Origin of the sequence: Chryseobacterium sp. CBSDS_008 (genome assembly GCF_049959325.1) — a bacterium.
In the GTDB taxonomy this organism is placed as follows: Bacteria; Bacteroidota; Bacteroidia; order Flavobacteriales; family Weeksellaceae; genus Chryseobacterium.
Map to the genome: position 1 here is coordinate 1,716,605 of NZ_CP188202.1, position 17,626 is coordinate 1,734,230.

17 protein-coding genes are annotated in these 17,626 nt (G+C 38.0%); 11 read left to right on the forward strand and 6 right to left on the reverse strand.

The window, feature by feature from the left end; all coding sequences use genetic code 11:
* Window positions 1–23 precede the first annotated feature (23 nt).
* Window positions 24–215 (reverse strand): DUF3606 domain-containing protein, encoded by a 192-nt coding sequence (locus ACP3T3_RS07610; protein WP_426479307.1) that lies wholly within the window; start codon window positions 213–215, stop codon window positions 24–26.
* Window positions 216–598: 383 nt separating this feature from the next.
* Here ACP3T3_RS07610 and ACP3T3_RS07615 point away from each other — a divergent pair, with 383 nt between their 5' ends.
* A complete protein-coding gene (locus ACP3T3_RS07615; RefSeq protein WP_426479308.1) occupies window positions 599–2,560 on the forward strand; it encodes a M13 family metallopeptidase in 1,962 nt (653 codons plus the stop codon).
* A gap of 25 nt (window positions 2,561–2,585) precedes the next feature.
* On the opposite strand, the gene ACP3T3_RS07620 is transcribed toward ACP3T3_RS07615, so the two are convergent.
* Window positions 2,586–2,948 carry a VOC family protein gene (locus tag ACP3T3_RS07620; protein WP_426479309.1) on the reverse strand — a complete coding sequence of 121 codons (363 nt, stop codon included), beginning with the start codon at window positions 2,946–2,948 and terminating at the stop codon, window positions 2,586–2,588.
* A 57-nt stretch (window positions 2,949–3,005) separates the two neighbouring features.
* Entirely contained in the window at window positions 3,006–3,593 is a 588-nt protein-coding gene (locus tag ACP3T3_RS07625; RefSeq protein WP_426479310.1) for a TetR/AcrR family transcriptional regulator, read from the reverse strand.
* Window positions 3,594–3,811: 218 nt separating this feature from the next.
* Between ACP3T3_RS07625 and ACP3T3_RS07630 the strand changes: the two genes are divergently transcribed.
* From ACP3T3_RS07630 to ACP3T3_RS07640, 3 genes are all read left to right on the forward strand, one after another.
* Window positions 3,812–4,672: an AraC family transcriptional regulator gene (locus ACP3T3_RS07630; protein WP_426479311.1), complete on the forward strand. Its 861-nt coding sequence runs from the start codon at window positions 3,812–3,814 to the stop codon at window positions 4,670–4,672.
* 78 nt (window positions 4,673–4,750) lie between these two features.
* Entirely contained in the window at window positions 4,751–5,557 is an 807-nt protein-coding gene (locus tag ACP3T3_RS07635) for an inositol monophosphatase family protein (protein ID WP_426479312.1), read from the forward strand.
* 1 nt (window position 5,558) lies between these two features.
* The gene (locus ACP3T3_RS07640; RefSeq protein ID WP_426479313.1) at window positions 5,559–6,185 is read left to right on the forward strand and encodes an NAD(P)-dependent oxidoreductase; all 627 of its coding nucleotides are present in this window, start codon (window positions 5,559–5,561) and stop codon (window positions 6,183–6,185) included.
* A 140-nt stretch (window positions 6,186–6,325) separates the two neighbouring features.
* Here ACP3T3_RS07640 and ACP3T3_RS07645 read toward each other — a convergent pair whose 3' ends face one another.
* Together ACP3T3_RS07645 and ACP3T3_RS07650 are read right to left on the reverse strand one after the other, a co-directional pair.
* Window positions 6,326–6,967, reverse strand: coding sequence for a hypothetical protein (locus ACP3T3_RS07645; protein ID WP_426479314.1), 642 nt, complete (start codon window positions 6,965–6,967; stop codon window positions 6,326–6,328).
* A 114-nt stretch (window positions 6,968–7,081) separates the two neighbouring features.
* Complete coding sequence (locus tag ACP3T3_RS07650; protein ID WP_426479315.1) at window positions 7,082–7,756, reverse strand: hypothetical protein; 675 nt, start codon at window positions 7,754–7,756, stop codon at window positions 7,082–7,084.
* Window positions 7,757–7,935: 179 nt separating this feature from the next.
* Between ACP3T3_RS07650 and ACP3T3_RS07655 the strand changes: the two genes are divergently transcribed.
* The 7 genes from ACP3T3_RS07655 to ACP3T3_RS07685 all read left to right on the forward strand — a co-directional run bounded on the left by ACP3T3_RS07655 (window position 7,936) and on the right by ACP3T3_RS07685 (window position 16,557).
* Window positions 7,936–8,610: a response regulator transcription factor gene (locus tag ACP3T3_RS07655; RefSeq protein WP_426479316.1), complete on the forward strand. Its 675-nt coding sequence runs from the start codon at window positions 7,936–7,938 to the stop codon at window positions 8,608–8,610.
* Window positions 8,611–9,861, forward strand: coding sequence for a sensor histidine kinase (locus tag ACP3T3_RS07660; protein ID WP_426479317.1), 1,251 nt, complete (start codon window positions 8,611–8,613; stop codon window positions 9,859–9,861).
* Window positions 9,862–9,964: 103 nt separating this feature from the next.
* The gene (locus tag ACP3T3_RS07665) at window positions 9,965–10,402 is read left to right on the forward strand and encodes a PepSY-like domain-containing protein (RefSeq protein ID WP_426479318.1); all 438 of its coding nucleotides are present in this window, start codon (window positions 9,965–9,967) and stop codon (window positions 10,400–10,402) included.
* 150 nt (window positions 10,403–10,552) lie between these two features.
* Window positions 10,553–11,818 carry a TolC family protein gene (locus ACP3T3_RS07670; protein WP_426479319.1) on the forward strand — a complete coding sequence of 422 codons (1,266 nt, stop codon included), beginning with the start codon at window positions 10,553–10,555 and terminating at the stop codon, window positions 11,816–11,818.
* A gap of 2 nt (window positions 11,819–11,820) precedes the next feature.
* Window positions 11,821–12,741, forward strand: coding sequence for an efflux RND transporter periplasmic adaptor subunit (locus ACP3T3_RS07675; RefSeq protein ID WP_426479320.1), 921 nt, complete (start codon window positions 11,821–11,823; stop codon window positions 12,739–12,741).
* A 4-nt stretch (window positions 12,742–12,745) separates the two neighbouring features.
* Entirely contained in the window at window positions 12,746–15,775 is a 3,030-nt protein-coding gene (locus ACP3T3_RS07680; protein ID WP_426479321.1) for an efflux RND transporter permease subunit, read from the forward strand.
* The gene (locus tag ACP3T3_RS07685) at window positions 15,772–16,557 is read left to right on the forward strand and encodes a phosphatase PAP2 family protein (protein ID WP_426479322.1); all 786 of its coding nucleotides are present in this window, start codon (window positions 15,772–15,774) and stop codon (window positions 16,555–16,557) included. Before ACP3T3_RS07680 ends, ACP3T3_RS07685 begins: the two co-directional genes overlap by 4 nt.
* A 176-nt stretch (window positions 16,558–16,733) precedes the next feature.
* On the opposite strand, the gene ACP3T3_RS07690 is transcribed toward ACP3T3_RS07685, so the two are convergent.
* Window positions 16,734–17,615, reverse strand: coding sequence for an alpha/beta fold hydrolase (locus ACP3T3_RS07690; protein ID WP_426479323.1), 882 nt, complete (start codon window positions 17,613–17,615; stop codon window positions 16,734–16,736).
* Window positions 17,616–17,626 lie beyond the last annotated feature (11 nt).

Genomic DNA, 17,626 nt, shown 5'->3' on the forward strand with positions numbered 1-17,626 from the left:
TCAGAAATTATACTGAGGATACCTTACCTGCCGTGGCGGTCTTTAAGATACTTTTCAAGCACTTTGCGGTCATTGGAGCCTGTTGCCCGAATCGCACCGGTAACTGCTTGTGACGAGACTCCCATTTTGTCTTTAAAATATTGAATTTCGTAATTCTCTGATCCGCTTACCTTGTTTCTGTCGGATATACCTTTTTTTGTTTTGTTGTCTGCCATGATTTGATGTTTTAAAGGATTAATATTTTGGTGATTAAAAAAATTGCAAAAATTAAGCCGTTTGGCGAATAATATTTACAGAAAATACAATCCAATCTGGCAAGATGAAATGCTGATCGTAAAGCAAGTTTACATTCCGGTATAAAATTTTATCAATGGCTTACATAATTTTTTTTAATTTTAAGAATTCATCCAATGATCTATAAACCAGTACATCATTAAATGATAAAGCAAATTGAGTATGGTAAATTTCCTCACTCCTCTAAACCTTTTAACCAAATGCCTGAATAATTATATTCTTTAGTATGAAAAACCATAAGTTGCCGGCACTTTTAATTATTATAACGATACTTTTTTCTTGTAAAGGTGAAAAGAAGGCGAACATGAGTTCGGTTTTCAATAATTCAGGTTTTGATAACAGCAATATTGATTCTACTAAAAGCCCATGTACAGATTTTGATGGCTTTGCTAATGGTAACTGGAAGAAGAAAAACCCGCTTCCTGCTACTGAAAGCAGATGGGGCGCCTTTGAAATTCTTGATCGGGACAATAAAGCGAAAATGCAAAATATTGTAGACAGCATAAGTAAACTGCCTACCCTCAAGTCAGGTTCAGAATCACAGCAGATAGCTGATTTTTACAGATCTTATATGGATACAGCCACCATAGAAAAATTAGGACTTTCACCGCTTGACAACTATTTTGACCGAATTGATCATGTTAAAAATTATACCGAGTGGATAAACATCACTGGGGAACTTCAAAAGCTTGGTGTACCCACTTTTATCAGTTATAAGGTAGAAGCCGATGCTCATAACAACGAAATGAATATCCTTTCGTTAGGGCAAGGCGGATTAACTTTAGGTGATAAAAGCTATTATGCGCTAAATGAACCTAAAAACACCACTCTAAAAGACAAAATGATCCGGCACATAGACATGATGGGCAAAAGCGCAGGCTTTAAAGATGCCTCTCCAGGTACCACAATTTACGAATTGGAACAAAGTGTAGCTCGTTTACAGCTATCCAGCCTGATGCTGCGCGATCAGATAAAAACCTATAATAAGATGTCTGTCCCGGAACTCAGCCGCATAGCGCCACAATTTAGCTGGGATGCGTTTTTAAAAGCACAGGGAATTAATACCCAGACTGTTATTATTGAAGACCGGGCGTACATGAGCAATTTAGCAACTCTCCTGTATAAAACCCCGTTAGCTCTATTAAAATTATACACCCGGTGGCAGCTTCTATCCCGTTTTGCACCTTACCTTCCGCAGAAATACAGCAACCCTCACTTTGCTTTTTTCGGAACGGTAATGGCTGGAAAAAAAGAACAAAAAGGCCGCACAGACACGGCAATTAAAGAGTTAGAGCAAGCACTGGGTATGCCTTTAGGTAAACTTTTTGTTCAAAAGTATTTCCTTAAGCAGGATAAACAAAAGGTAAGTGAAATGATTGAAAATGTACGATGGGTTTATCACCAGCGTATAGACAGCTTAAGCTGGATGAGTAACAGTACCAAAGCGTCGGCACACAAAAAATTAAACGCCATGACCTTTAAGATCGGCTATCCGGAAAAATGGCCCGACTATTCGGGGATCTCCATACAGCCATTACGTTTGATAGACAATGTTATTTCTGCTGCAGTTTTTCATCATAATGAAAACATCAATAAAATTGACAGGCCCGTTGATAAAGGCGAATGGCATGCAACACCGCAAACCGTGGATGCATTTTACGATCAATATACCAACAGTGCTTGTTTCCCTGCGGGTATTCTCCAGCCTCCTTTTTATAATCATAAAGCAGATGATGCTATAAATTATGGTGCCATAATTGCAGCGATAGGGCATGAAATAACCCATGCTTTTGATGACAGAGGTTCGAAGTTCGACGCGTCTGGTAATTTAAATAACTGGTGGACGGCAACAGACAGACGTAATTTTGAAAACCTCACAAAACAATATATTGATTATTTTAACCAAATGGAAGGGCAGCCGGGATTACACATTAACGGACAACTCACCATAAGCGAAAACATAGCAGATCTTGGCGGCCTTACTCTGGCTTATCATGCACTTAAAAAAAGTTATGATAAAAAAAAGCAGCCTGCACCCATTAACGGTTTCACCTGGCAGCAACGTTTCTTTTTAGGATGGGCCCAAATGTGGCATGGCAATATCAGTACTGAGGCTTTGCGTAATGAACTACTAACCAACCCTCATGTGCCTTTCAGATTCAGGATAAATGGCCCATTGACACAATTAAGGGAATTTAAACAAGCGTGGAACTGCAACAAAAATGATTCCGCCAATCTGGATATCAAGGGAATAGAAATTTGGTAACGCTTTTTCTGCTTTTCGGCCTGTGTTAAGATGCAAGGTAATGTCCTACTTCAATAAATATGTTATCGAACCAGAAGTAGAAAGCATAGCTGTTCCTGATTTTTCTGGGTGACTGGCCTATTGCTATGCCCCCTTCAATTAATTTATGATGGAGATGATCTACCTCATCCGGGCTATCTAAAATAAAGCCGATATGGAAATCTTTTGGATAAACGGTATCTCCATTTTTACTGCTCATAAGGACAAGTGTAAAATTTTCATTGTTTCTTAATACAGCAATTATATGCTCTCCTTTTACGATTTCACAAGTGAAGCCAAAATATTTTTCAAAAAAAAGAACCGAATTCATTACATCGGTAACGACGAGGTTTAAGTGATTAATGGTCATTATCTTAGTTTAAAGTTATTAATATCGAACATTCATTCGATTAAAAGTTAAAAAATTTTATACGCGCAGTGCTTTTACAACAAGCTCAAAAGTTTGACGTAAATTTTCGACAGTAAGCGAAAATGGTTTTCCGGCCATCGTAGCCTGATCAAGATGGAATTTAACGAGCATGTAAAACGGCCCGTAAGCAACCGTCCAAAATACTTCAACAGGCAAATCCGGTATCTCCTTACGCTTCACTGCGGTTTTGACAAAATCATTCATTGTTTTCCTGAAAACAGTTTGCTTCATCCCGTGAAAGCTGATGAGCGGGGAATTCCTGAACTGTTCATGGAAGCGATATTCCAAAGGATTCCGCAAAATATTTTCAAGCCGGTTTTTCCATTGAAGCCATAGCCCTTCTTCAAATGTTAATTGAGCATCAAATCCGATCAATGCATCCTTTTCAAATTTGTTATGCACATCAATATAAAGCTGATTCACCAGATCTTCACGGTTTTTAAAGTAAACATAGATAGTAGAAGGTGATATCTTAGCTTTTTTTGCCAGTTTCTGCATGCTGAATCCATCAAAACCGCTGTTGACGATCATCTTAACGGCTTCCTGCCGTATAATCAATTCCTTATTGTTATCCTTTAATCTCACGGTACAAATATAATCGAATAATCATTCGGTTAAAAACTTTTAACATTTTTTAAATTTAACGCCTGAAATTATTTAAACTTTAGGGAGATAATCATTTGTCATCATGCATGCATCAAAATAAAGCGTTTACTCACGGAAATATCAATATGTAAGAGTTTTTATCTTTATTTTTGTTTGCAGTGAACGGCCCAACATCTGTAAATACTCCAATCATCATTTTGAAAAATCATACCCATACAATCAGCCAATTCGAACTCCCATCTTCTGCAAAGGCAGGAATTATTATTGCGAACATGATGGATAAAGACAAAGAGAATCATGATGTATCCAGGCCTCACCGCGATGATCATTGTCAACTGATGTTTGCCATAAACGGCAAGTTTAAATTAAATATTGATTTTGAAATTATTGAGTGCACCGGACCAGTGTTACTTTGCGTCTTTCCGGAAGAAGTACATCATATGATTGAAGCGACTGATCCAGACGGATGGATGATCAGCTTTGATCCGTCACTGATCGGTAAGGAAACACTGCAGCTTTTAGAAGATAAAATCAATAATCCCTATTTGGTCCAAAAAGAATCTTCTTTTTTTCAGCAGCTTAAAGTTTTGATGGACTTACTTGAAAAAGTGCAGCTTGAAAACACAAATAACTATACTCAAAAAAGTATACATTTCTTATTAAATGCCCTTTTAAGCTTAATTGCAGGGGAGCTGGTTTCTAAATTACCTCTTGAAAAGTCCAGAGAAAATCGCAGCATTATCATTAAGGACACTTTTATAAAGCTGATAAAGGAGCATTTTAAAACCTGGAAACAGCCTGCACAATATGCCTCGGCTATCAATATTTCCGTGGCACATTTAAATGATACGGTAAAATCATTGACAGGAAGTCCGGTTTCCGTTCATATTCAGCAAGCATCGATACTGGAAGCTAAAAGATTGCTATACTTTACCGATAACAGCGTAAAGGAAATTGCTTATGAAGTTGGTTATGATGAACCTGTGTACTTTGGGAAACTCTTTAAAAAAGTAACTAACCTTACTCCTCTTGAATTCCGGAAAAAATTCCGTGATTAGGACTATGCTTCCCTTCATTTAAACTACAATTAAGACCGATAGCTGACTAATTTTGCATAGTAATTAAAATATAATGTTATGCAAAACGAAATCAACATTCCAATTATTATTGATGCAGTACGAAAAGCAGGAAATTCTTTTTTAAGAGATTATAAGCAAAATGCAGTTCCGCAGACTATGGATGAGCTTGTAAAACAATTAGAAGAAATCGATACATTGTGCATGAGCTCCTTAAAAGAAGATCTATCAAATCACTATCCGGATATTTCCTGGCACATTGGCGACGAATTTGATACCGATTCGCAAAGAAACCCGGCAGAAAAACAAGAATACTGGCTTTGTGATGCTATGGACGGAGCTATACAATACCTTCAGCATATTGCAGGCTGGACAATAAATCTGGCACTTATCCGCAATGGCAAACCTGTGTTTTCCGTAATTTTTGATCCGTTGGCCAATGAAATGTTTTGGGCACAGGATGGTAAGGGCGCTTTTATGAATGGAAAACCACTTGAAATCAGCCATAAAACAGATATGTCAGTTATGCTAGCCGTTCTTGAGTATGGACATCAGGATAAATCCGGTAATAATCTCAATGAAAAAATAGGAACTACAGCTACTAAATTGATTCAGAATTTTGGAATTGTCAGAAATTACGGTCCACACGGCCTTCAACTGGCTTATATAGGTGCTGGTAGAATTGACTTGTTTGTTCAGGAAGATCTGGATACCTATAATTGGATTGCAGGCTTACTGATAGCCAAAGAAGCGGGTGCAGCAATCCTGACCACAGATGGAACGCCCTGGAAATGGGGAAGCGAAAGCCTGCTTGTTGCACAACAGAATATTACAGAAAAATACCTTCAAATTAAATCCATAAATTAAAATGAATATAGCAATTATAGGAGCCGCAGCAGGTATTGGGCTGGAAGCTGTTGAGCTGGCGCTTCAGAAAGGACATCACGTTACGGCATTATCCCGAAATACCGATCATATCCCTGACCATCCAAACCTTATTAAAATCAATGGCAGCGCAACGTCAACAGTAGATTTGAAAAATGCAATAAAAGGGTCAGACGCTGTGCTTATAACCGTTGGAACAAAAAACAAGAAAGGGGTTACTTTATTTTCAGATATAGCCAAAACACTTATACAAGTTAGTTTTGAACTGAATTTCACTTCGCCAGTGTTGGTCATTACAGGTTTTGGGGCCGGAGAAAGTAAAAAATATGTAAGCTTTTTTATGAAGACCGTGATTTCTTTATTTCTCAAAGAACAGTATAGTGATAAAACAAACATGGAAGAGATCATCACAAAAAGTGCTGTAAAATGGGAAATCATAAGGCCGGGAATGCTTACCAACGGAAGTCCTACCTCTACTTTTAGAGCTATAACCGGACTTCAAAAGGGAATGAAAGTTAATAAGATCTCAAGAGCCGACGTTGCTCAATTCCTGATTTCTGAAGCCGAAAACCCGACCAGGATCAATCAATACGTTGCCCTGACCAATTAATTGGGAAACATCCGGTGTCATGGCCGCCGAAAATGTAACTTTTAATTTCATCTGCACTTCAGTTGTATGGCGGCCAGCGTAATGATCTGTAACGTCGGGATTTCTGTTTATTCGCCAACCCCATATTAGCTATTCACTTTTTAATATAATTCTTTATCAGAAAATTTAAAATCTTGTATTTTGGGCAGGGGTCTTATTAAAACTCTTTTTCTTCTTACTTTCAATGCTTTGGCTGAACCTGATATTTCATCAGTTTCGGTTCTGATCCCGGTGACCAGATCAAATTTAGTTTCTGTAAATATTGTCTTTTCATCGGTATAACCTTTGGTTGCATTATTAGTGAGCTTATCGACATGAATTAATTCAAAATTGCCATTGTTATATTTGAAGTCGTATGCAATATTTCCGCCTTTAATTTCACTCCACATTATTAAGATCCCTTTTTCAATAAAGAAATCAGGAATTTGATATCCATTAAATTTCCCCTGGTTTTCAACCGGATACTGGGGTTCGATAATCTTTGTTGAAGATACGGCCAATGCCAGCTTCCCGTTGGGTTGAGACAGAAAAATCTCTAATCTTAATGGTCTCGTTTCGTCCACTGTGTCCATTTTTACAGTGATTTTATCCATTTGGCCGTCATTATTTAAGTCTCCATGCTCTTCTCTGACCTGATACATAAAGTGGTCTTTGCTTTTATTATTTTGGGCCAATAGGATCACCGGGACTGAAATGAGTATGAATATAAAGTACCGGCAAATGTTTTTATCAATTGTAGTCATTATTTAGTTTTTATCAGAGAAGTTAAATATATTCCAGCAAGAAGTTTCTTTCATTAATCATATTGTGTTTGGCAAGATGGTCATCGGGACTAAAATTTTCTCTGATCACCCGGATTATCTGCAATACAGAAGATCACCGGAACTCATCTTACCTATGATCTGGTTCGCATACTCATTTTTTACAATATAAAGGAAAGCCTTTATGTGAGATTTCTTTTTTCCGTTATCAGTGCTTTTATTTGTCTGGCCGGCTTCAATTCTTAATGTATTGCTTTCATCGTCAGGAACTACACAATATTTAATTATCCGGTCTACTAAACGCCAGGTATAAATATCATAAGGTTTGATAAAAGCTTCTTGGCTAATTTTTGACTTCCCGTATTTCTCATCCAATAATGCTATAAATTTTTTAGTTTCTTTTAAGGAGATCTCCCCTGCAACAGCATTAAAAACCATCATCTTACCATCAACAGTGGTCGCGAAATTAATCGCATTAAAGTCAAAATCATCAAACCTCGCCAGAACATCTTTATTAGAAAAAATTTCCTGCCTGTATTCAATCCGTATTGGTTTTTCGCTTCCAATAAACTCTCCGTCATAAATAGTATCAACGCCTATAACCTCAGATTTTATCTGGTAATAATTGTCATACGTTTTGTACTTATCTTTATGTGAAAAATAGGTTGCTGTCTTATTATTAAAGTTAAAATCCTGCAATTCTATCGCCTGTTCCTTTTTACAACTTGTCAGGAAGAGTAAACAGATTAAAGCAAATATGATTTTTTCCATTGTTAATGCTGGATAAAGTTGATTGGTATATCGAAAAGAAGCCAGCTCTAATATATAAAATTTATCTGTATGTATTTAACGGCGTTATTATAAAAATTCATTTCTGTTCTGAAACATATTAATTTAATAAATTCAGTTTTTGTTCAGATTTTAGTTTTAATTTTAAATAAAAATACAGAATGAAAATACTCATTATCGAAGATGAAACTGCATTGAGTAAAAGTATTGTCACTTATTTAAAACAGGAAAATTATCTTTGTGAAGTTGCGCCCAGTTTTAAGGTAGCCCTTGAAAAGATTGGTTCTTATGATTATGACTGTATTCTGCTTGATATTTCATTGCCTGACGGTAATGGGCTTAATGTTTTAAAAGCATTGAAAGAAGATCATAAGACAGATGGTGTAATTATTATTTCTGCTAAAGATTCTGTTGATGATAAAATAGCCGGATTGCAATTGGGAGCCGATGATTATATCCCAAAACCTTTTCATTTATCAGAACTAAGTGCACGTATTGCTGCAGTAATTCGCCGCAGAAGGTTTAATGGTGGTAATATTCTGGTATTTCATGAAATGACCATAGACACAGTAGCTAAGACGGTAATTGTAAATGGCCGAATTGTGGAGGTAACCAGGAAAGAATATGATCTGTTACTCTATTTTACTATCAATAAAAACAGAGTTCTTTCTAAAACAGCAATTGCAGAGCATATCTCTGGTGAAAATGCCGATATTTATGACAACTATGATTTCATCTATGCACATATTAAAAATCTGAAAAAGAAACTAACCGCTGCAGGTTGCAATGATTATATTAAATCTGTGTATGGAATGGGATATAAAATAGAATATTAAGTGAAGCTAATCAATTACATATCGCGCCGATATATCATCTATGCCATTCTTATTTTATTAATAGCTATTCCTGCATTTTATTTCTCTTTGCAATATCTGATGCTGAAAAGTCTGGACGAAAATATGAATCACCAGAAAACATGGATTACAAAAAAGCTAGCAACAACAATACCTGATCATTTTATTTCTTTTGAAAACAATATTGTTGTCCGGCCAAGCCATAATCCTAACGTATTTGATTCCATATACAGCCAGCCCGTCTTTATTCCGGATGACAATGAAACGGTCATGCACCGGATTTTGCTTTCCAATACCGTTGTGAATGGTAAGCCTTATGAGATCAGGATTCAAAAATCCATGATAGAAGATGAAGACCTGCTGAACAGTATATTGGCACTGCAATCAGGATTGGTTCTATTTCTGTTGACGGGTCTTATGGTTATTAATTTTCAGCTCTCTAAAAAACTCTGGAAACCCTTTAATGATATTGTTGATAAATTGAATCGTTACCGGGTAGACAGTAATGAAGCCATTCAATTCATACCTACTCATATTGAAGAGTTTAAAAACCTGGGGAATTCTATTAAAACCCTTACAAAACGCAACCGAAAGCTTTATAAAACCCAGAAGGAATTTACAGAAAATGCATCCCATGAGCTGCAGACTCCCATAGCTGTCCTGCAAAGCAAAGTAGAATTACTCATGCAGACAATTCCGATCTCCCAAGAACAGGCAGATTTAATTGAGGACATTTCCATGGCCGGAAATAAAATACAACGACTCAACCGTACCCTCTTGTTATTGACCAAAATTGAAAACAATCAGTTTCCGGATATTGAAAAGCTAAAGATCGGGGACAGAGTTCAAAAACTGCTGGATCAATATGACGAGCCTGCACAGCAGAAAAATATCCAGTGGGACATCCGATGGGCTGGTGAGATTAAAGTGACGGCCAATCCCATACTCATTGATATCCTGATTGGAAATATTTTATCAAATGCTATAAGACATTCTAAAAACAACCAAGTAATTTCTATAAAAACATCGCAGCAAAAGCTTACAATTGCCAATCCTGCAAAAGAAAAGCTGGATGAAAAAGATTTGTTCCAACGGTTTAAAAAACAATCAGAAAACACCAGCAGCACTGGATTAGGATTGGAAATAAGCAAAAAAATATGTGACTTGTATGATTATAAAATCCAATATCATTTTGCCCAGCAGCAACATATCTTTACTATTTATTTTAAGTAAGGCAGCCAATTTGTAAGGGAATTTTTCAGCTATTTAAAAAAATTCAGGATCTCTACAGAATACCTTCCCACCTTTACCCTGGTTAATTTAAAAAATGTGTACAATGAAAATCACAACTTTAATAGTGCTGCTGGCGACAGGATTCGGTTCAATGGTATTTGCACAAGAAAAAAAAAAAAAGGGAGGAAATATTAAAATTCCCATAGCTGTAGAAAAAGCTTTTCAAAAAAGGCACCCCAATGGTAAGGCAAAATGGGAAAAAGAGGCAGGCAAATACGAAGCCGGATTCAAGCAAAACGGAATTCAGGTAAGCGAATTATATACTCCGGCAGGCGTATTGGAAGAAAGTGAAACAGAAATTGCAGTGGACAAGCTTCCCGCAGCGGTCTCCAAATATGTTGCACAGCACCAGTTAGGAACAGTCAAAGAAGCAGCCAAGATCACAAAAGCAGATGGTTCTATAGTATATGAAGCAGAAGTAAAGGCAGGAAATGCACTCTTTGACTCCAAAGGTAATTTTATTAAGATACAAAAAGATTAATCGTAGATAGACAGAATATTGAAAGAACCGGCTTAAACAGCCGGTTTTTTAGTTATAATTTATTTTATAAAAAGGCTATTCAGCTTAAAAAATTCAGAATTTCAACAGATTTGTATACCATCTTTGACTTAATAATTTGAAATAGCCTGTATGAACACAACCCACACCTATCCTGCGCAATGGTTTATCGTTCTGATCACTCTATTCCTTTGTTCTTCAGTAAAAGCACAAACAAAGTATACGCTTTCCTATTTTACTACCACAGCGCAAGCCAACAGTCCTTTGCTGAATGACTATAATAATCAGGTGATTTCCAATAAAATTGACAGCGCAAAATTAAGAGCCGCCTATGGCTTTATAGTCACCGGAGAAGCCAATGCAGGATACGCTCCAAACATTAGTGGCTGGGGATATGACAATGCCCTGACGAACGGGCAATCGCTCTTTGCGGGGGTAAAAGTGGTGAAAGAATTTATCAGCCGGAATAATCTCAATACAAGGTTAAAAGCTTATGATGCAGGTATCGCCCAGATTCTGGCACAAAAAAATCTTAGTATTCAAACTTTAAATAAGCAGATCACAGATCAATACATTGCCACCTATACCAGCCAGCAAAAATATGAATTGAGCCGGGAAATCATTGGCTTGCTCAATCAGGAGGATATGATTTTAAAAAAATTAACCCGGCAATCTGTCTTTAAGCAAACCGACTATCTGACTTTTAAAGTCACCTTACAACAAAATGAACTCACACTACAGCAACAACAGGCTGAATGGCAAAGCAATTATGCGCTGCTGAATTATCTGTCCGGCATTGTGGATACCCGTTTTCCTCCTCTGGACGCTCCAAGCTTTGATAAAGTCCTCTTTGCTACAGATTTTAAACAAAGTGTGTATACCCGGATTTTTGAAGCCGACAGTATGAAAATCAAAAATGACAGTGAGATTATCCAATACAATTACAGGCCAAAGATTACCGGATTTTCTGATGGAGGATATCAATCTTCATTGATACAGACCCCTTACAGAAACTTCGGATTGGGAATGGGTGTGGGAGTTTCTATTCCGATTTATAACGGTCACCAGAAAAAAATGCTCCTGCAGCAGAATCAACTCGCCCTGCAAACCCGCCAAAAGTATCTGGAACAGACCAAACGGCAATATCAGCAACAAATTTTTCAAATCCAAAACCAGATGGAGCAATACCATAAAATGTTAGAAATGGCCAACCAGCAGATCAATTATGCCAGAACCTTGGTTGAAGCCAATGCCAAGCAGCTTCCGACCGGAGATATAAGAATGGTGGATTTTATTTTATCCATTAATAATTTACTAAGCCTTAAAGGTAATATTATTCAGTACAATGCGACTTTATTCAATCTGCAGAACCAGATGCAATATCTAATTATCCAATAGCCATGAAACAGTTATTTTATCTGATCTCTGTGAGCATCCTTACATTCAGTTGTAAGAACACTACCGCTCCCGGAGAAACAAAACCCGCAGCAAATCCGAAAACAGAAGTAGCTGTTGCCTACCCTTCCGATACCATTCAGCTTCATAATGAGGTCACCCTGAATGCTGCTGCAACTTACCTTTTGAAATCGGATGCAAAAGCCAACAGTACAGGTTATATCACCAGTATGAATGTAAGGCCTGGTGACCGGATAAGCCGGGGATCTGTACTTTTCGGATTGCAGACTAAAGAAGCCAGGGCTTTAGGAAATACCATTAATACGCTGGATAAATCCTTCAGATTCAATGGAACAACAACAGTGGTAAGCCCGGCAACAGGATATGTGGTCATGCTCAATCATCAGATTGGAGATTATGTACAGGATGGTGAAATCCTTGCAACCGTTACGGATGCTTCCAGCTTCGGATTTGTTGTGGATGTTCCTTATGAATACCTGCAACTGATAAAAAATCAGAATTCCTTATCGGTAAAATTACCGGATGGAAACAGCCTGCCTGCCAAAATCGCCAAAGTAATGCCTTCGGTAGATCCTGTATCGCAGACCGTAAAAGTCCTACTCCATGTACCAGGAAGCAGCCGTATTCCGGAAAATCTGATTGGAACGGTCACTTTTTCCAAAACAACAGCATACGGTTTGTCAGTTCCCAAAATGGCAATATTGAGTGATGAAACCCAATCTTCTTTCTGGGTGATGAAAATGACGAATGATACAACCGCTGTAAAAATACCTGTTGTAAAAGGAGCTGAAACAGACAAATATATTCAGATCAAATCAGGAAATCTTACAGCAAAAGACAGAGTTATTATTTCCGGAAACTTCGGGTTGAGCGATACTGCGACTGTAAAAATCAAAAATCCTTAATCAGATGAAAAAATCATTCTTTGTAACCTACAGAAGTCCCCTGCTGATTCTGATTTTTCTGATCCTTACAGGAGGTATTTACTCTTATACCCAGATACAGTCTGCTTTATTTCCACGGGTTACTTTTCCGAAAATAAAGGTTATTGCGGATGTGGGCCAGCAGCCTATCAGCCAGATGACTGTAGGAGTAACTAAAGTATTGGAAAACACTATAAAAAAAGTACCTGGTTTAGAGATTCTTAAAAGTACTACCAGCAGGGGAAGTTGCGAAATTTCTGCCTTCATGTCCTGGAAGGTGAATGTAGACCTCGCGAAACAACAGGTAGAAAGCAGTATTAATGAGGTCAGAAATCAGCTGCCTCCGGAGACCAATATTACGGTAGAAAAAATGAACCCGTCTATTCTTCCGGTAATTGGCTATTCTTTGAATTCTGACATCAAAGATCCTATTGCACTTAAACAGCTTGCTCTGTATACCATTAAGCCTTTTCTCTCTCAGGTTCCCGGTGTAAGTGAAATAAAGGTAATTGGCGGCCAGGATAAGGAATTCCGGGTTTTGATGAACCAGCAGATGATGGCCCGTTTGGGAATCACTTCAGCAACAGTTGAACAAGCCATTAATACAACAAACTTTATTAAATCAAACGGATATTCTTCTGATTTCAGATACCTTTATCTTACCCTTACTGATGCTCAGATCCGAAATGAAAACCAGCTTAAAAACCTCGTGATCAGCAATAACGGCAACCGTATTGTTATATTGGGAGATATTGCAGAAATTAATATTCATCAGGCAAAGCAGTATATTAAAGTCAATGCCAACGGAAAGGAAAGCATCCTGATTGCCATCATTCAGCAGCCGAATGCTAATGTAGTGGAGCTGACCAAAGCTATGAATGCTAAGATTGATGATCTGCAGAAAACCCTGACGAAGGATGTGGCATTAAAGCCTTACTATGTGCAGGCAGATTTTGTAAATGATTCCATCAAAAGTGTAACAGATGCATTATGGATGGGCCTTTCGCTGGCGATTATTGTGGCTGTTATTTTTCTTCGTTCCTGGAAAGCCAGTGCTGTTATATTAATTACCATTCCTATTACGTTAAGTCTTACAATGCTGGTACTCTATACCATCGGACAGACATTTAATATTATGACTTTAGGAGCTATTGCAGCGGCTATCGGGCTTATTATAGATGATGCCATTGTGGTGATGGAGCAAATACATCGTACCCACGAAGAACATCCGGAAGAATCTTCCAAAACATTGGTTCAGAAAGCAATCAATTATTTGTTAAAAGCAATGGTAGGTTCTTCATTAAGCACTATTGTGATATTTCTCCCTTTCGTATTGATGAGTGGTGTTGCCGGAGCGTATTTCAAAGTAATGACTCATACTATGATTATTACTTTAATCTGTTCTTTCTTTGCTGCTTGGATATTGCTTCCTGTCATCTATTTATTTCTTTCCTCAGGAAAAACAAAAGAAAAAAACTTAAAACATCATGATGTAAAAGAAAGAAAATGGGTGCGATTTTTCATCAGAAAACCCATTTTCAGCTATATTTTCATCCTGTTCCTTATCATTATTACGGCTCTTATTTTACCTAATATCAGCACAGGATTTTTACCGGAAATGGATGAAGGCAGCATCGTTCTCGATTACAAATCACCTCCGGGAACCTCCCTGGAAGAAACAGACCGCGAGCTTAAAATAGTGGAAAAAATCATTGTTTCCAATCCGGAAGTCGCAGCCTACAGCAGAAGAACCGGTACACAGATGGGATTTTTTATCACAGAACCCAATACCGGTGATTACCTGATTCAGCTGAAAAAAGACAGAAACAAAACAACAGCTGAGGTCACAGATGAGATCCGGGCAAAAATAGAGGCTTCAGGACTTCCTTTAACCGTTGATTTCGGACAGGTCATTTCAGATATGCTGGGTGATCTGATGAGTAGTGTACAGCCGATTGAAATTAAAATTTTCGGCTCTGATCAAAAGGTCATTGAACATTATTCGAAAAAGGTAGCCGATATTGTAGGGAAAGTGAATGGAACTGCTGACGTATTCGATGGAATTGTTATAGCAGGTCCTTCGATGATTGTAACTCCCAAGCTGTCTGTTTTAGCTCAGTATAAAATTGCATTACCTGATTTCCAGAGCCAGCTTCAGGCCAATCTGGACGGAAATGTTGCCGGAAATATCTTTGATCAGGTTCAGTTCACTCCTATCCGGCTGCTGTATAACAGTAAAACCAATCAATCCCTCAATGATATCAACAACAGTATGATTTCTTTACCGGATGGAACCTTAAAACCTTTAAGTGAATTTGCAGATGTAAGCATCTCCAGTGGTTCTGCAGAAGTAAACCGGGAAGACCTTCAAACGCTTGGCATTGTAACCGCAAGACTGGATAATGGAGATCTTGGCGGTACCATTAAAGAAATTCAAAAACAGCTTGACCAGAAGATCAAACTTCCGGCAGGCTACTCCATTGTGTACGGTGGTGCTTATGCAGAGCAACAGCAATCGTTCCAGGAGCTCCTCATCATTTTGGGTATTTCCTGTCTGCTCGTTTTTTCTGTCATGCTTTTCCTATTCAGAAATATTACAGTGGCCCTGCTTATTTTATCTATTTCCGTACTGGGAATTTCCGGGGGAATACTTCTTTTGTATCTCACTAATACACCATTGAATGTAGGAAGCTATACAGGGCTCATTATGATGGTAGGAATCATTGGGGAAAATGCCATTTTTACATATTTACAATTTTACGATAGCCTTACTTCCAAAAGTAAAGAGCAGGCGATCATATATGCCATCAGCACAAGACTCCGTCCAAAACTGATGACTGCATTAGGGGCAATTATAGCCTTAATGCCCCTCGCTTTGGGAATTGGAACCGGTGCACAGATGCATCAGCCTTTAGCCATTGCTGTTATCGGCGGCTTTCTGGTAGCCCTGCCGCTCCTGCTTATCATATTTCCGACTTTATTAAACAAAATTCAATTAAAACCAACAGAAGAATGAAATTTTTAATCTTCCTTTTATTGCCTTTTATAGTATCCGCCCAGAATGACAGCCTCAGCAAACCTGTAAAAGACAGCGCTGTAGTAATTGCTGATCATCATATTATCAGAGATAGCTTGTCTATCCAAACTCCTTTTAAACTGAAGCCAAAACAATTTATCATCCCTGGTGTTCTGATCACTTACGGGGTTTTGGCTACAGAGACAAAGTGGTTCAAAAAAATCAATTTCGATACCCGAAATGAGATAAGGGAAGACCATCCTACTTTCCGGACCAGTATTGATAATTATACCCAGTTTTTACCGGGTGCTGCCGTTTTTGCCCTTCAGGCCCTTGGTGTAAAAGGAGAAAGTTCCGTAAAAAAAGAATTGATCGTATATGCTATGTCTATTGGCATTTCAACTGCGGTTGTTATTCCTACCAAAAGATTGACCAATCAGGAAAGACCCGATGGCAGCAACAACCAGTCTTTTCCCTCGGGACACACCACACTGGCTTTTGCTTCCGCCGAATTTCTACGTAGAGAATACTGGCATGTTTCACCGTGGATTGGCATTGCAGGCTATGCTGTTGCTACCGGAACAGGAATTCTCAGAATGTATAATAATAAACACTGGCTGGGTGATGTAGCCGCCGGAGCCGGTGTCGGTATCCTGTCTACAACATTATCTTATTGGCTCTATGATAAGATCCATATTGGTAAAAATAAAAACAATCAGATTCAGATCTTTCCAGGCTATAGTAACAGGCAATTCTCTATTGGTCTGATCAAACAATTTTAACAACTCTTTTTCAATTCACAATACAGATAAAGATTCCGCCATTAATCCATGTAAAAGCTTTTTTCATTGTATACTATTTTCCTGCAAGGAACAAGCTTCTGGTAGCAAAAAATTGTAAAAAGCGAACAGCATATTTCTATTTGAGTTTCAATCGTGATGATATTATTCGGTTTAAGTTAATTTTTAGCTTCCAAAAAATTTTGCACAAACTCAATAGCCTCCTTCCCTATATCTTCTGGTGAATTGTGACCACTGTATTCAAATTTTGCTGTGGTGCTGCCGGGAAATGTGCTCTCCCATCTGGAAAGGAACGGTTCAGGGAATGCTTTATCTTTAAGTCCCCAAAGCAATAAGACAGGAAGTTCCCGAAGGCTGTCCTTATTATCCCACAATAGGTTCAGCCAGCGATCTTCGGCCAGAAAAGATTTTGGAAAGACCCAGGTCCCCTTTCTGGTTTCGGGATGGGGAAAAGGTTCAATATAATGCCGGTGAACAGCTTTGGAATATTTTTTTTTATCTCCTACATCCATTTTCATCAATACTCTTGGAAAGAAATTGAAATATTTGCAGAGATTTCTTCCTAAAGCCGATCCTATAAATTTACTAAAACTCCGCAATGTTTTATCTTCTTTGACTGACCAAAACCAACTGTTAAATACGATAAGTCTTTTCACATTAGAAGGATTATTTTCAGCATAGCTCATTCCTATCGGTCCGCCCCAGTCGTGCATTACCAAAGTAATATCACGGAGACCCAGCGCCCTAATTACTGATTCTAAATTTTCAGCATGAAACTGCGGGAGATAAGAAACATCATAGGGCTTATCTGAAAGGCCGAATCCGAGATGGTCTATTGCAATACAGCGATGTGTTTTGCTGAAATGTTTGATCAGTTCACGATATCCAAAAGACCAGTTTGGATTGCCATGAACAAACAAGAGTACCTCACCTTCCCCTTCATCTATGTAATGGATTTTTCCCGATTTTGTTTCCATAAAATTGGAATTGAATGGATATTCTTCCCGGTTCAACCAGTCTGTATTCATTAAATTTTTCATTTTGTACATTT

Excerpts from the sequence above, each read along its gene's own strand:
- ACP3T3_RS07665 (WP_426479318.1), top strand. The coding sequence starts at position 9,965 with ATGAAAATCACAACTTTAATAGTGCTGCTGGCGACAGGATTCGGTTCA.
- ACP3T3_RS07610 (WP_426479307.1), bottom strand. The coding sequence starts at position 215 with ATGGCAGACAACAAAACAAAAAAAGGTATATCCGACAGAAACAAGGTA.
- ACP3T3_RS07635 (WP_426479312.1), top strand. The coding sequence starts at position 4,751 with ATGCAAAACGAAATCAACATTCCAATTATTATTGATGCAGTACGAAAA.
- ACP3T3_RS07650 (WP_426479315.1), bottom strand. The coding sequence starts at position 7,756 with ATGGAAAAAATCATATTTGCTTTAATCTGTTTACTCTTCCTGACAAGT.
- ACP3T3_RS07670 (WP_426479319.1), top strand. The coding sequence starts at position 10,553 with ATGAACACAACCCACACCTATCCTGCGCAATGGTTTATCGTTCTGATC.
- ACP3T3_RS07620 (WP_426479309.1), bottom strand. The coding sequence starts at position 2,948 with ATGACCATTAATCACTTAAACCTCGTCGTTACCGATGTAATGAATTCG.
- ACP3T3_RS07690 (WP_426479323.1), bottom strand. The coding sequence starts at position 17,615 with ATGAAAAATTTAATGAATACAGACTGGTTGAACCGGGAAGAATATCCA.
- ACP3T3_RS07615 (WP_426479308.1), top strand. The coding sequence starts at position 599 with ATGAGTTCGGTTTTCAATAATTCAGGTTTTGATAACAGCAATATTGAT.
- ACP3T3_RS07675 (WP_426479320.1), top strand. The coding sequence starts at position 11,821 with ATGAAACAGTTATTTTATCTGATCTCTGTGAGCATCCTTACATTCAGT.
- ACP3T3_RS07685 (WP_426479322.1), top strand. The coding sequence starts at position 15,772 with ATGAAATTTTTAATCTTCCTTTTATTGCCTTTTATAGTATCCGCCCAG.
- ACP3T3_RS07655 (WP_426479316.1), top strand. The coding sequence starts at position 7,936 with ATGAAAATACTCATTATCGAAGATGAAACTGCATTGAGTAAAAGTATT.
- ACP3T3_RS07680 (WP_426479321.1), top strand. The coding sequence starts at position 12,746 with ATGAAAAAATCATTCTTTGTAACCTACAGAAGTCCCCTGCTGATTCTG.
- ACP3T3_RS07640 (WP_426479313.1), top strand. The coding sequence starts at position 5,559 with ATGAATATAGCAATTATAGGAGCCGCAGCAGGTATTGGGCTGGAAGCT.
- ACP3T3_RS07645 (WP_426479314.1), bottom strand. The coding sequence starts at position 6,967 with ATGACTACAATTGATAAAAACATTTGCCGGTACTTTATATTCATACTC.